The organism is Streptomyces sp. NBC_00316, from assembly GCF_036158715.1.
Classification (GTDB): Bacteria; Actinomycetota; Actinomycetes; order Streptomycetales; family Streptomycetaceae; genus Streptomyces.
This window is the reverse complement of sequence record NZ_CP108023.1, coordinates 2,817,837-2,830,629: the sequence shown is the minus strand read 5'-3', so window position 1 is coordinate 2,830,629 and position 12,793 is coordinate 2,817,837. Positions and strand designations below refer to the sequence as shown.

The 12,793-nt window shown below is 70.9% G+C and carries 8 protein-coding genes; 7 read left to right on the top strand and 1 reads right to left on the bottom strand.

What is annotated here, in order from left to right; translation table 11 throughout:
- Positions 1 to 100: 100 nt before the first annotated feature.
- The 6 genes from nsdA to ftsH all read left to right on the top strand — a co-directional run bounded on the left by nsdA (position 101) and on the right by ftsH (position 10,042).
- Positions 101 to 1,576, top strand: coding sequence for a transcriptional repressor NsdA (gene nsdA / locus OG878_RS12455; protein WP_328886857.1), 1,476 nt, complete (start codon positions 101 to 103; stop codon positions 1,574 to 1,576).
- 370 nt (positions 1,577 to 1,946) lie between these two features.
- Positions 1,947 to 3,305, top strand: coding sequence for an ammonium transporter (locus tag OG878_RS12450; protein ID WP_328886856.1), 1,359 nt, complete (start codon positions 1,947 to 1,949; stop codon positions 3,303 to 3,305).
- Positions 3,302 to 3,640: a P-II family nitrogen regulator gene (locus tag OG878_RS12445; RefSeq protein ID WP_037689863.1), complete on the top strand. Its 339-nt coding sequence runs from the start codon at positions 3,302 to 3,304 to the stop codon at positions 3,638 to 3,640. Before OG878_RS12450 ends, OG878_RS12445 begins: the two co-directional genes overlap by 4 nt.
- Before the next feature lie 31 nt (positions 3,641 to 3,671).
- Positions 3,672 to 6,122 carry a [protein-PII] uridylyltransferase gene (locus OG878_RS12440; RefSeq protein ID WP_328886855.1) on the top strand — a complete coding sequence of 817 codons (2,451 nt, stop codon included), beginning with the start codon at positions 3,672 to 3,674 and terminating at the stop codon, positions 6,120 to 6,122.
- 176 nt (positions 6,123 to 6,298) lie between these two features.
- The gene (gene ffh, locus OG878_RS12435; RefSeq protein WP_328886854.1) at positions 6,299 to 7,852 is read left to right on the top strand and encodes a signal recognition particle protein; all 1,554 of its coding nucleotides are present in this window, start codon (positions 6,299 to 6,301) and stop codon (positions 7,850 to 7,852) included.
- Positions 7,853 to 8,131: 279 nt separating this feature from the next.
- Complete coding sequence (ftsH, locus tag OG878_RS12430; protein WP_328886853.1) at positions 8,132 to 10,042, top strand: ATP-dependent zinc metalloprotease FtsH; 1,911 nt, start codon at positions 8,132 to 8,134, stop codon at positions 10,040 to 10,042.
- 68 nt (positions 10,043 to 10,110) lie between these two features.
- Here the strand turns inward: ftsH and OG878_RS12425 are convergent, their stop codons facing one another.
- Complete coding sequence (locus tag OG878_RS12425; RefSeq protein WP_328886852.1) at positions 10,111 to 10,971, bottom strand: methyltransferase domain-containing protein; 861 nt, start codon at positions 10,969 to 10,971, stop codon at positions 10,111 to 10,113.
- Positions 10,972 to 11,242: 271 nt separating this feature from the next.
- Here OG878_RS12425 and proS point away from each other — a divergent pair, with 271 nt between their 5' ends.
- Positions 11,243 to 12,658: a proline--tRNA ligase gene (proS, locus tag OG878_RS12420; protein ID WP_328886851.1), complete on the top strand. Its 1,416-nt coding sequence runs from the start codon at positions 11,243 to 11,245 to the stop codon at positions 12,656 to 12,658.
- Positions 12,659 to 12,793: the final 135 nt, after the last annotated feature.

The following is a 12,793-nucleotide window of genomic DNA, read 5'->3' as shown; positions in this document are numbered from 1 at the left end:
TCCTGTTCGAAGGTGCGCAACCGCCGTACGGACGGCTTCGGCCCACGGCATTCTGATAGTGGTTCGCGCGACACGTATGCAGCGGGATGGGGGCGTTCCAGTGAGTGGCAGCGGCGCAGGCGATACGAATGCCGGTAAGCGCCCCAACGGGCAATTGGGATCATGGTTCGTGCGCAGCGGCTGGTCGAAGGGCGAGCTGGCACGGCAGGTGAACCGCAGGGCACGCCAGATGGGCGCCCACCACATCAGCACGGACACCTCACGGGTTCGGCGCTGGCTCGACGGCGAGCAGCCGCGCGAGCCGATTCCGCGCATCCTCTCCGAGCTCTTCTCCGAGCGCTTCGGCACCGTCGTCGCCGTCGAGGACCTCGGGCTGCGCACCGCCCATCAGTCACCGTCGGTGGCCGGCGTCGACCTGCCCTGGGCAGGCCCGCAGACGGTCGCGCTGCTCAGCGAGTTCTCCCGCAGCGACCTGATGCTCGCGCGGCGCGGCTTCCTCGGCACCTCACTCGCCCTCGCCGCGGGCCCGGCCCTCATCGAGCCCATGCAGCGCTGGCTGGTGCCGGTCCCCGCCGGGGCACCGGCCGATCCGGCGCCGTCCACGACGGACCGCCGCCCGTCCCGGCTCTCCGGCCCCGAGCTCGACCTGCTGGAGTCCACCACGGTGATGTTCCGCCAGTGGGACGCCCAGTGCGGCGGTGGCCTGCGCCGCAAGGCCGTCGTGGGCCAGCTCCACGAGGTCACCGACCTGCTGCAGGAACCGCAGCCCGCCGCCACCGCCACCCGGCTCTTCCGGTGTGCGGCCGAACTCGCCGAGCTGGCGGGCTGGATGAGTTACGACGTCGGCCTCCAGCCCACCGCCCAGAAGTACTTCGTCCTCGCGCTGCACGCCGCCAAGGAGGCCGGCGACAAACCGCTCGGCAGCTATGTCCTGTCCAGCATGAGCCGCCAGATGATCCACCTCGGACGGCCCGACGACGCCCTCGAACTGATCCATCTCGCCCAGTACGGCAGCCGGGACTGCGCCACTCCGCGCACCCAGGCGATGCTGTATGCGATGGAGGCCCGTGCCTACGCCAACATGGGCCAGCCCAGCAAGTGCAAGCGAGCCGTCCGGATGGCCGAGGACACCTTCCTCGACGCCGGGATCGACGGCGAGCCCGAGCCCGACTGGATCCGCTTCTTCTCCGAGGCCGAGCTCAACGGCGAGAACTCCCACTCGTACCGCGACCTCGCCTATGTCGCCGGCCGCAGCCCCACGTACGCCTCGCTCGCCGAGCCCCTCATGGAGAAGGCCGTCGAGCTGTTCGGCGAGGACGACGAGCACCAGCGGTCGTACGCACTGAACCTGATCGGCCTCGCCACCGTGCATCTCCTCCAGCGCGAACCCGAGCAGTCCACGCGGCTGGCCGAAAGGGCGCTGAAGGTCGCCAAGAAGGTCCGCTCCGAGCGCGTCAACACCCGGCTGCGCAAGACCGTCGACACCGCTGCCAGGGACTTCGGCGACATCCCCGAGGTCGCCAGTCTCACCGATCTGCTCACCGAGCAGTTGCCGGAGACCGCCGAGGCGGTCTGACCGGGCACCAGCACACTCCGGCCACGCCGGCCACCCCGCACAGACCGACTTCGGCTCCCCCTTGCCAGGTCAGCGGGTGACCGGCGTGGCCGGTTCGCGTTCCCGTTCCCGTACTCCACAGTCGTAACCGCACCGTATGCGGCCCCGGCCGCAGGGCAGGCCCGGCCCCGGATACGCCACTCGGGATTCATGGGGACGTAACACGCCACACCTCTTCGTCACTGCGGCGAAACATCGTGCGGCATCGGCGGAAACCGCGCTGGGCGAACCTCATGGCGCATAACCGGCCCGCACCTTTTCCACAGTGGTCCCGCACGTGGTCCCGCACTTTCACCCCGCACGCGGCCGCACCGACGACGAGGAGACGCCGATGCCCCCAGGCATCACGACGCTTGCCGCAGACGCCCCGACGCTGTCTGCCGCCAACACCGGGTTCATGCTCATCTGCTCGGCCCTGGTGATGATCATGACCCCGGGTCTGGCCTTCTTCTACGGAGGCATGGTCCGCGTCAAGAGCACCCTCAACATGCTGATGATGAGCTTCATCAGCCTCGGGATCGTCACGATCCTGTGGGTGCTCTACGGATTCAGCCTCGCCTTCGGCACCGACATCGGCTCGTTCATCGGCTGGAGCTCGGACTTCGCCGGCCTGAGCGGGATCGGGATCACGCAGCTCTGGGACGGCTACACCATCCCGATCTACGTCTTCGCCGTCTTCCAGCTGATGTTCGCCATCATCACACCCGCCCTGATCAGCGGAGCCCTCGCCGACCGCGTCAAGTTCACCTCCTGGGCGCTGTTCGTCGCCCTGTGGGTGACCGTCGTGTACTTCCCGGTCGCGCACTGGGTCTGGGGCGCCGGCGGCTGGCTCTTCGAGCTCGGCGTCATCGACTTCGCGGGCGGTACGGCGGTCCACATCAACGCCGGTGCGGCAGCCCTCGGCGTGATCCTCGTCATCGGGAAGCGGGTCGGCTTCAAGAAGGACCCGATGCGGCCGCACAGCCTTCCGCTCGTCATGCTCGGCGCCGGCCTCCTGTGGTTCGGCTGGTTCGGCTTCAACGCCGGATCGTGGCTCGGCAACGACGACGGCGTCGGCGCGGTCATGTTCGTCAACACGCAGGTCGCCACCGCCGCCGCGATGCTCGCCTGGCTCGGTTACGAGAAGCTCCGCCACGGCTCCTTCACCACCCTCGGCGCCGCCTCCGGCGCGGTCGCCGGCCTCGTCGCCATCACCCCGTCCGGCGGCGCGATCAGCCCGCTCGGCGCCATCGCGGTCGGTGCCATCGCCGGTGTGCTCTGCGCCATGGCGGTCGGCCTCAAGTACAGGTTCGGCTACGACGACTCCCTCGACGTCGTCGGTGTCCACCTCGTCGGCGGTGTCGCCGGTTCGCTCCTCATCGGCTTCTTCGCCACCGGCGGCGTCCAGTCCGACGCCAAGGGCCTCTTCTACGGCGGCGGTCTCGACCAGCTCGGCAAGCAGGCCGTCGGTGTCTTCGCGGTCCTCGCCTACTCTCTGGTCGTCTCCGCGGTCCTCGCCTTCCTCCTCGACAGGACGATCGGCATGCGGGTCGACGAAGACGACGAGATCTCCGGCATCGACCAGGTCGAGCACGCCGAGACCGCGTACGACTTCAGCGGCGCCGGCGGCGGTGCGACCCCGCGCACCAGTGGCTCCACCCCGGTATCGGACTCGACGGCAGCAGCGCAGACCAAGAAGGTGGACGCATGAAGCTCATCACCGCAGTCGTGAAGCCGCACCGGCTCGACGAGATCAAGGAGGCCCTCCAGGCCTTCGGCATCCAGGGCCTCACGGTCACGGAAGCCAGCGGCTACGGGCGCCAGCGCGGTCACACCGAGGTCTACCGCGGCGCCGAGTACACCGTCGACCTGGTCCCCAAGATCCGCATCGAGGTCCTCGTCGAGGACGAGGACGCCGAACAGCTCATCGATGTGGTGGTGAAGGCCGCCCGAACCGGCAAGATCGGAGACGGCAAGGTCTGGAGCGTGCCCGTCGAGACGGCCGTACGGGTCCGCACCGGCGAACGCGGCCCGGACGCTCTCTGACCGGACGTCCCGTAAACCGAAAGGCAGCTGGGTGACGAGCATCGAAGTGATTACCGAATCCGAAGACTCGGGACCCAGCGGCTATGCGGCGGCCCGGCTGCGCCTCCTCCAGGAGAAGGCGCAGTCCGGGCCGCCGCGCCGTGCGGCCCTAGCAGCGCTCACCGACACATGGCTGACCGGTCTGTTCACCGCCGCGGCCGAGGCGGCCGGAGTCCGTGGCGCGGCCCTCGTCGCCGTCGGCGGCTACGGCCGCGGTGAGCTCTCCCCGCGCAGCGACCTCGACCTTCTGCTCCTGCACGACGGCAGCGCCGACGCCGGCGCCATCGCCTCCCTCGCCGACCGCATCTGGTACCCCGTCTGGGACCTCGGCCTCGCCCTCGACCACTCCGTGCGCACACCCGGCGAAGCCAGGAAGACCGCGGGCGAGGACCTCAAGGTGCAGCTCGGACTGCTCGACGCCCGGCCCGTGGCCGGCGACCGCGGACTGGTCGCCGCGATGCGCACCACGATCCTCGCCGACTGGCGCAACCTCGCCCCCAAACGCCTCCCGGCCCTCGACGAACTCTGCCGTGAACGGGCCGAACGCCAGGGCGAGCTCCAGTTCCTCCTCGAACCCGACCTCAAGGAGGCCCGCGGCGGGCTGCGCGACGCCACCGCCCTGCGCGCCGTCGCCGCCTCCTGGATCGCCGACGCGCCCCGCGAAGGCCTCGCCGAAGCCCGCCGCATCCTCCTTGACGCCCGTGATGCCCTGCACCTGACCACCGGCCGCGCCACCGACCGTCTCGCGCTCCAGGAGCAGGACCAGGTCTCCGCCGCCCTCGGCCTGCTCGACGCCGACGCGCTGCTGCGCCAGGTGTACGAGGCCGCGCGCACCGTCTCGTACGCCACCGACGTGACCTGGCGCGAGGTCAACCGCGTGCTGCGGGCGCGCTCGGCACGGCCCCGGCTGCGCGCCATGCTCGGCGGCAAGGCCGCCGCCCCCGACCGCACCCCGCTCGCCGACGGCGTCGTCGAGGCCGACGGCGAGGTCGTCCTCGCGCGCACCGCCCGCCCCGAACGCGACCCCGTGCTCATGCTGCGCGCCGCTGCCGCGGCCGCCCAGTCCGAACTGCCGATCTCCCGTCATGTCGTACGCCACCTCGCTGCCGCCGCGCGCCCGCTGCCGGTGCCCTGGCCCGCCGAGGCCCGTGAGGAACTCGTCACCCTGCTCGGCGCGGGCGAGGCCACGATCCCCGTCTGGGAGGCCCTCGAGGCGGAAGGACTGATCACCCGGCTGCTGCCCGACTGGGAACGCGTCCACTGCCGGCCCCAGCGCAACCCCGTCCACACCTGGACCGTAGACCGCCACCTCGTGGAAGCGGCCGTCCGGGCCTCCTCCCTCACCCGCCGCGTCGGCCGCCCCGACCTCCTCCTCGTCGCCGCCCTGCTGCACGACATCGGCAAGGGCTGGCCCGGCGACCACTCCGTCGCCGGGGAGGTCATCGCCCGCGACGTCGCCGCCCGGATCGGCTTCGACCAGCACGACGTGGGCGTCATCGCCACCCTGGTACGCCACCATCTGCTGCTCATCGAGACCGCCACCCGCCGCGACCTCGACGACCCGGCGACCGTCCGGTCCGTCGCCACCGCTGTGGGGACCGCGTCCACGCTGGAGCTGCTGCACGCCCTCACCGAGGCCGACGCGCTGGCGACCGGGCCCGCCGCCTGGTCCACCTGGCGCGCCTCCCTCGTCACCGACCTGGTCACACGCGTCGCAGCCGTGCTCGCCGGCGAGGCCCCGGACGAACCCGAACCGGCCGCACCCAGCGCCGAGCAGGAACGCCTCGCCGTCGAGGCCCTGCGCACCGGTGAACCCGTCCTCACCCTGCACGCCCAGACCGAGGCACCGGACGAGGACGGCGAGCCGGAACCCGTGGGCGTCGAACTGCAGATCGCCGTGCCCGACCGCCCCGGCGTCCTGCCCGCCGCCGCCGGGGTCCTGGCCCTGCACCGCCTCACCGTCCGCGCCGCCGACCTGCGGGCCGTCGAGCTCCCCACCGAAATCGGCGAGTGTGCCGACGTACTGCTGCTCAGCTGGCGGGTGGCGGCCGAATACGGTTCCCTGCCGCAGGCCGGCCGGCTCCGAGCAGACCTCGTACGCGCCCTGGACGGCTCCCTCGACATCCAGGCCCGCCTCGCCGAACGCGAAGCCGCCTATCCGCGGCGCCGCGGGGTGAAGGCCCCGCCACCGCGGGTGACGGTCGCACCGGCCGGCTCACGGCTGGCGACGGTCATCGAGGTGCGGGCCCAGGACGCCCCGGGGCTGCTGCACCGGATCGGCCGGGCGCTGGAACAGAGCGCGGTACGGGTGCGCAGTGCGCACGTGTCGACGCTGGGGGCGAACGCGGTGGACACCGTTTATGTCACACGGCAGGACGGCTCGGTGCTGCCGGACGCGGACGCCGCGGCCGTGGCGAAGGCGCTGGAGGAGGCGCTGCGGTGACGCCGTCACGCCGGGCCGCGCGGCCCGGTGGACCGGTGGGCGGGAGATGCTCCCGGCCACCGCGGAGTTACTCCCCGTGCCGACCGGATCCGGCCGGCACGGGAGGTCGCTTGCGCGAGCCAGATACTCTAGGGAGCGACCCACCACGACCCCGACCCTGAGGACCGACGAGCGCCGTGTTCGATACTCTCTCCGACCGCCTTAGCGCGACTTTCAAGAACCTCAGGGGCAAGGGCCGCTTGTCCGAGGCGGATATCGACGCCACGGCACGCGAGATCCGTATCGCCCTCCTCGAGGCCGATGTCGCGCTCCCTGTGGTCCGCGCCTTCATCGCCAACGTCAAGGAGCGGTCGCGCGGCGTCGAGGTCTCCCAGGCGCTGAACCCCGCCCAGCAGGTCGTCAAGATCGTCAACGAGGAGCTCGTCGGCATCCTCGGCGGCGAGACGCGTCGGCTGCGGTTCGCCAAGAACCCGCCCACCGTGATCATGCTCGCGGGTCTGCAGGGTGCCGGTAAGACCACCCTCGCCGGAAAGCTCGGCCTCTGGCTCAAGGGCCAGGGCCACTCCCCGCTGCTCGTCGCCTGTGACCTCCAGCGCCCCAACGCCGTCAACCAGCTGAGTGTCGTCGCCGACCGCGCCGCTGTCGCGGTGTACGCGCCGGAGCCGGGCAACGGCGTCGGCGACCCGGTCCAGGTCGCCAAGGACTCCATCGAGCACGCCCGCTCCAAGCAGTACGACGTGGTGATCGTCGACACCGCGGGCCGCCTCGGTATCGACGCGGAGCTGATGCAGCAGGCCGCGGACATCCGCGACGCCGTCAGCCCCGACGAGATCCTCTTCGTCGTCGACGCGATGATCGGCCAGGACGCGGTCAACACCGCCGAGGCATTCCGCGACGGCGTCGGCTTCGACGGCGTGGTGCTCTCCAAGCTCGACGGTGACGCCCGCGGTGGTGCAGCCCTGTCGATCGCCCATGTCACGGGCAAGCAGGTCATGTTCGCGTCGAACGGTGAGAAGCTCGAGGACTTCGACGCCTTCCACCCCGACCGCATGGCGTCCCGCATCCTCGACATGGGTGACCTGCTCACCCTGATCGAGCAGGCGGAGAAGACCTTCAGCCAGGAAGAGGCCGCCAAAATGGCCTCCAAGCTGGCGTCCAGCAAGGGCAAGGACTTCACGCTCGACGACTTCCTGGCGCAGATGGAGCAGGTCAGGAAGATGGGCTCCATCTCCAAGCTGCTCGGGATGCTGCCCGGCATGGGTCAGATCAAGGACCAGATCAACAGCATCGACGAGCGGGACGTGGACCGTACCGCCGCGATCATCAAGTCCATGACGCCGCACGAGCGCCAGGAGCCGACGATCATCAACGGCTCGCGCCGGGCCCGTATCGCCAAGGGTTCCGGTGTCGAGGTGTCCGCTGTGAAGAACCTCGTGGAGCGGTTCTTCGAGGCGCGCAAGATGATGTCGAAGATGGCGCAGGGCGGCGGCATGCCGGGCATGCCGGGGATGCCCGGCATGGGCGGCGGCGCCGGACGGCAGAAGAAGCAGGTCAAGCAGGCCAAGGGCAAGCGCAAGAGCGGTAACCCGATGAAGCGCAAGGCCGAGGAGCAGGCCGCGGCGGCCCGCCGCGAGCAGGCGGCGGCGCAGGGCGGCGCGTTCGGTCTCCCGGCCGAGCAGGACGACCAGAACTTCGAGCTGCCGGACGCGTTCAAGAAGTTCATGGGCTGACGTTCCCGGCCCGCATGCAGAAGGGGCGCCCGCCGACAACGGCGGGCGCCCCTTCTGCATGCGGGCCGGGCCGCTCTGCATCTGCCCGGACCGCCCGACGGCCCGCGTGGGGACGTACGTGCCGGTGGCAGGCGTGCCCCGGTCGCCTGGACGTACGGACAAGGGTTCACGCGTCCGCGCGCCGCTGTCCCCCCATGGGCCCACCGAACAGGCCCTGGGAGAGCTCTGGTGTGTTTTCTCGCTTAATGTCGCCTCAAGGTCGTCGGCAGAGGAGCGCGCGTGACCAGTCCCGTACCGCCACGCGATCGGACCGATCAGCCATGGCGCTCCGAAGGTGCCCCACCGCCCCCGCCGCCGCGCCGGAAGATGGCCGGCGGCTGGGGCGGACTGCTGCTGACCGCGCTGGCCGTCTATCTGATCACCAACCTGGTGCTGTCGTTCTTCAACGGCAGGGACGAGCCGACCATCGCGTACACGGAGTTCAGCAAGCAGGTCACGGCGGGCAATGTCTCCAAGATCTACTCCAAGGGCGACGCCATCCAGGGGCAGCTGAAGAAGGAGGCGAAGATCCCCGGTGGTGACGATAAGTACACCAAGTTCGTCACCCAGCGGCCCGCCTTCGCCGACGACAACCTCTGGGCCGAGCTGGTCAAGGAAGATGTCACCGTCACCGCGCAGCCGGTCGTGCAGCAGCGCAGCTTCCTCGCCAACCTGCTGATCTCCCTCGCCCCGATGCTGCTGCTCGTCCTGCTCTGGGTCTTCATCGCCCGCCGGATGTCCGGGGGGCTCGGCGGCGGCGCGCTGGGCCGCAAGGCCCCGCCCAAACCGGTCGAGCTGGAGGGCGGCAAGCGCACCACCTTCGAGGACGTGGCCGGGATCGACGAGGTCGAGGGCGAACTCAACGACGTCGTCGACTTCCTGAAGAACCCGCAGGAGTACCGGAAGATGGGCGCCCGGATGCCCGGGGGAGTGCTGCTGGCTGGCCCGCCCGGCACCGGCAAGACGCTCCTCGCGCGGGCCGTCGCGGGCGAGGCCGGGGTGCCGTTCTTCTCCGCCTCCGCGTCCGAGTTCATCGAGATGATCGTCGGCGTCGGCGCGAGCCGGGTGCGCGAACTGTTCGCCGAGGCCCGTAAGGTCGCCCCCGCGATCGTCTTCATCGACGAGATCGACACCATCGGCCGGGCCCGTGGCGGCGGCTCCGGGGTGGGCGGCCACGACGAGCGGGAACAGACGCTGAATCAGATCCTCACCGAGATGGACGGCTTCTCCGGATCGGAGGGCGTCGTCGTCCTCGCCGCGACCAACCGGGCCGACGTCCTCGACCCGGCGCTCACCCGGCCCGGCCGCTTCGACCGGATCGTCCAGGTCAGCCCGCCGGACCGGGGCGGGCGGGAGGCGATCCTGAAGATCCACACCCGGCAGATCCCGCTCTCCGAGGACGTCAGCCTCGGCCAGGTGGCCCGGACCACCCCCGGCATGACCGGTGCGGACCTCGCCAACCTCGCGAACGAGGCCGCACTGCTCGCCGTCAAGCGCAAGAAGTCCGAGGTCGATCAGGCCGAACTCTCGGACGCCCTGGAGAAGGTCCAGCTCGGCGCCGAACGACCGCTGGTCATGCCGGAGGAGGAGCGGCGCAGGACGGCGTACCACGAGAGCGGCCACGCCCTCCTCGGCATGCTCCAGCCCGGTGCCGACCCGGTCCGCAAGGTCACCATCGTGCCGCGCGGCCGGGCCCTCGGCGTCACCCTCTCGACGCCGGAAGCCGACAAGTACGCGTACACCGAGGAGTATCTGCGCGGCCGCATCATCGGCGCCCTCGGTGGCATGGCCGCGGAACATCTGGTCTACGGCGTGGTCACCACGGGATCGGAGAGCGACCTGGAACAGGTCACCGCTCTGGCGCGCGGAATGGTCGGGCGCTGGGGGATGAGCGAAAGAGTCGGCAGGCTGACGGCGATCCCGGGCGACGCCCAGCAGGCGTACGGACTCTCGGCGGCGCCCGCCACGCTGGACGCGGTCGACCACGAGATGCGGCGCATCGTCGACGAGTGCTACATCGAGGCGCAGCGGCTGCTGCGCGAGCACCGGGACCAGCTCGACGCCCTGGCAGCGGCGCTGCTGCAGAACGAGACGCTGGACGAGGAGGCGGCCTACCGGGCGGCGGGCGTCGCGCGCCTGACCAAACACTGAGAGCCGCCCGGCCGGGCGGCTCCCGGGAGCACCCCTGCACGGAGCGCTCCGCCGGCGAGGAGCCCCTTCTAAGGAGTGGTGCAGACGAGATAGCGGAAGACATTCGGCATCCAGACCGTGCCGTCCCTGCGCCGGTGCGGATGCAGCGCCTCCGCCAGCTCCTTCTCGACCTGGGCCCGGTCCGTGGCCTGTACCGCCGCGTCGAACAGCCGCGTCGACAGCAGCCCGCGCACCGCACTGTCCATGTCCGCGTACCCGAACGGGCACGCCACCCGCCCCGAGCCGTTCGGATTCAGCCCGCTCCGGAACGCGACCTCCTCCAGATCGTCCCGGCGCGCCGGGCGCCAGCCGCCCGCGGGAGGCACACTCGCACCGTCCGCGAGCCGGGTCGCCAGCCGTAGCACCGCCGAGGTGGCACAGCGCTCGGGCGGCCCCCAACCGGTCAGCACCACCGTGCCGCCCCGGCCGACCAGTGGCACGGCGGACTCCAGTGTCCGTTTCAGTCCCTCGGAGTCGCCCGCCGAACAGCCGATCGGGGTGAACACGGTGAGCAGGCCGTACGGAGGATCCTCGGGCCGGACGGCCACGGACGGATCACCGTCGAGGAGCACCGGCAGACCGTCCCGGTCCCGGTCGGCGCCGGCCTCGGGCAGCAGCCGCTCACGGGCCAGCGCCAGACGCTCATGGTCGGTGTCGACGCCGGTGACCTGCGCCCCGCGGGCCGCCGCGATCAGCAGCGCGAGCCCGGAGCCGCAGCCGAGGGAGAGCATCCGCGTACCGGCTCCGATTTCGAGCCGCTCGTACACCGCTTCGTACAGCGGTGCGAGCATGCGTTCCTGGATCTCGGCCCAGTCACGGGCACGGGTTCCGGGTTCCACCGGGGCGGATGCATCCGCCTGCCTGTAGTGCCGGACGAGCGTTGGTGTCATGGAATGCGCCCCAATCCGCCGAGAGTTCGGTCGTGTCCGCCGAGAGGCCGGTCGTACCCCGAGTGGGAGGGCCCCCGGATGCGTGCGCGCCCGCACTGCCTCCGTAAGTCAGAGAACTCCGCATCCGCTGTCGCGTCCAGGGGTCGGAGGGCAATGGTTGCGCGCTACGGTCGTGCGCCCCCCGGCACACGCCAAGCGCCCACCGGAACATGCCGCCCGGGCCGGTCCCGTCACCCCGTTCGGGGCGAGATGTCGCCGTACGATGCGCGCCATGGCTAAGGCACCCGTTCTCACACCCCAGGCCGAGGACTTTCCCCGCTGGTACCAGGATCTGATCAACAAGGCCGAACTCGCGGACAACGGTCCGGTGCGCGGCACCATGGTCATCCGACCGTACGGATACGGCTTGTGGGAGCGGATGCAGCAGGAGATGGATGCCCGCATCAAGCAAGCGGGCGCCCAGAACGCCTACTTCCCGCTCTTCATCCCCCAGTCTTACCTGACACGCGAGGCGGAGCACGTCGAGGGCTTCGCACCCGAACTCGCCGTCGTGACCCACGGGGGCGGCAAGGACCTCGAAGAGCCCGTGGTGGTGCGGCCGACGTCCGAAACGATCATCAACGAGTACTTCTCGAAATGGGTCCAGAGCTACCGGGATCTGCCCCTGCTCATCAACCAGTGGGCCAACGTCGTGCGCTGGGAGATGCGCCCGCGGGTCTTCCTCCGGACGACGGAGTTCCTCTGGCAGGAGGGCCACACCGCCCATGCCTCGTACGAGGACGCCCGGGACTACGCCGCCCACATCCACCGGAACGTCTACGCCGATTTCATGACCGACGTCCTCGCCATCGACGTGGTGCTCGGCCGCAAGACCCCGAGCGAGCGGTTCGCGGGCGCCGTCAACACGCTCACCCTCGAATCGATGATGGGCGACGGCAAGGCCCTGCAGATGGGCACGAGTCATGAGCTCGGCACCAACTTCGCCAAGGCCTTCCACACCACGTACCTGTCCCAGGAGGGCCGGCAGGAGCTCGTCTGGCAGACCTCCTGGGGCACCTCGACCCGGATGGTCGGCGGCCTGATCATGTCGCACGGCGACGACCGGGGGCTTCGCGTCCCGCCGCGGCTGGCCCCTGTGCAGGCGGTCGTCCTCGCGATCAAGGAGGACGACGCGGTCCTTGCCGAGGTCCGCTCCATCGGCGACCGGCTGCGCGCCGCCGGGATCAGGGTCCAGGTCGACGACCGCACGGACACCCCGTTCGGGCGGCGCGCGGTCGACTGGGAGCTGAAGGGCGTACCGGTCCGGATCGAGATCGGCCCGCGCGATCTGGAGAACGGCACGGCGATGCTGGCCCGCCGCATCCCCGGCGGGAAGGAGCCGGTCCCGATCGAGGCGCTGGCAACCCTGCTGCCCGCCGTCCTGGAGGAGGACCAGACCACCCTGCTGCGCGAGTCCCGGGACCGCCGCACCTCACGCACCAGCGAGGTGTCCACGGTCGAGGAGGCCGCGGAAGCGGCGGCCGCGGGCGGCTGGGCCCGCATCCCCTGGGACGTTCTCGGCCCGGCGGGGGAGGCGCGGCTCGGGGAGCAGGGAGCCTCGGTGAGGTGTCTGGTCGCCGAGGACGGGTCGGTGCCGCAGTCCGACGACACCCCGGGTACTGTCGCCGTCGTGGCCCGCGCCTACTGACGTCCGACGGCGTCCCCGGAACCGTCCGGACCCCGGCGCGCGGGCGTTGCCTACGCGCCGGGGCGTACGCGTCGCTACGTACCGGCTTCGTGCGAGCTGTGTGACTTCTCCGCAGATCAGCGCACCTGCCCTCGT

What these genes read in the sequence shown, in the direction of transcription:
- OG878_RS12450 (WP_328886856.1), top strand. Translation starts at nt 1,947, where the DNA reads ATGCCCCCAGGCATCACGACGCTTGCCGCAGACGCCCCGACGCTGTCT.
- OG878_RS12445 (WP_037689863.1), top strand. Translation starts at nt 3,302, where the DNA reads ATGAAGCTCATCACCGCAGTCGTGAAGCCGCACCGGCTCGACGAGATC.
- OG878_RS12425 (WP_328886852.1), bottom strand. Translation starts at nt 10,971, where the DNA reads ATGACACCAACGCTCGTCCGGCACTACAGGCAGGCGGATGCATCCGCC.
- proS (WP_328886851.1), top strand. Translation starts at nt 11,243, where the DNA reads ATGGCTAAGGCACCCGTTCTCACACCCCAGGCCGAGGACTTTCCCCGC.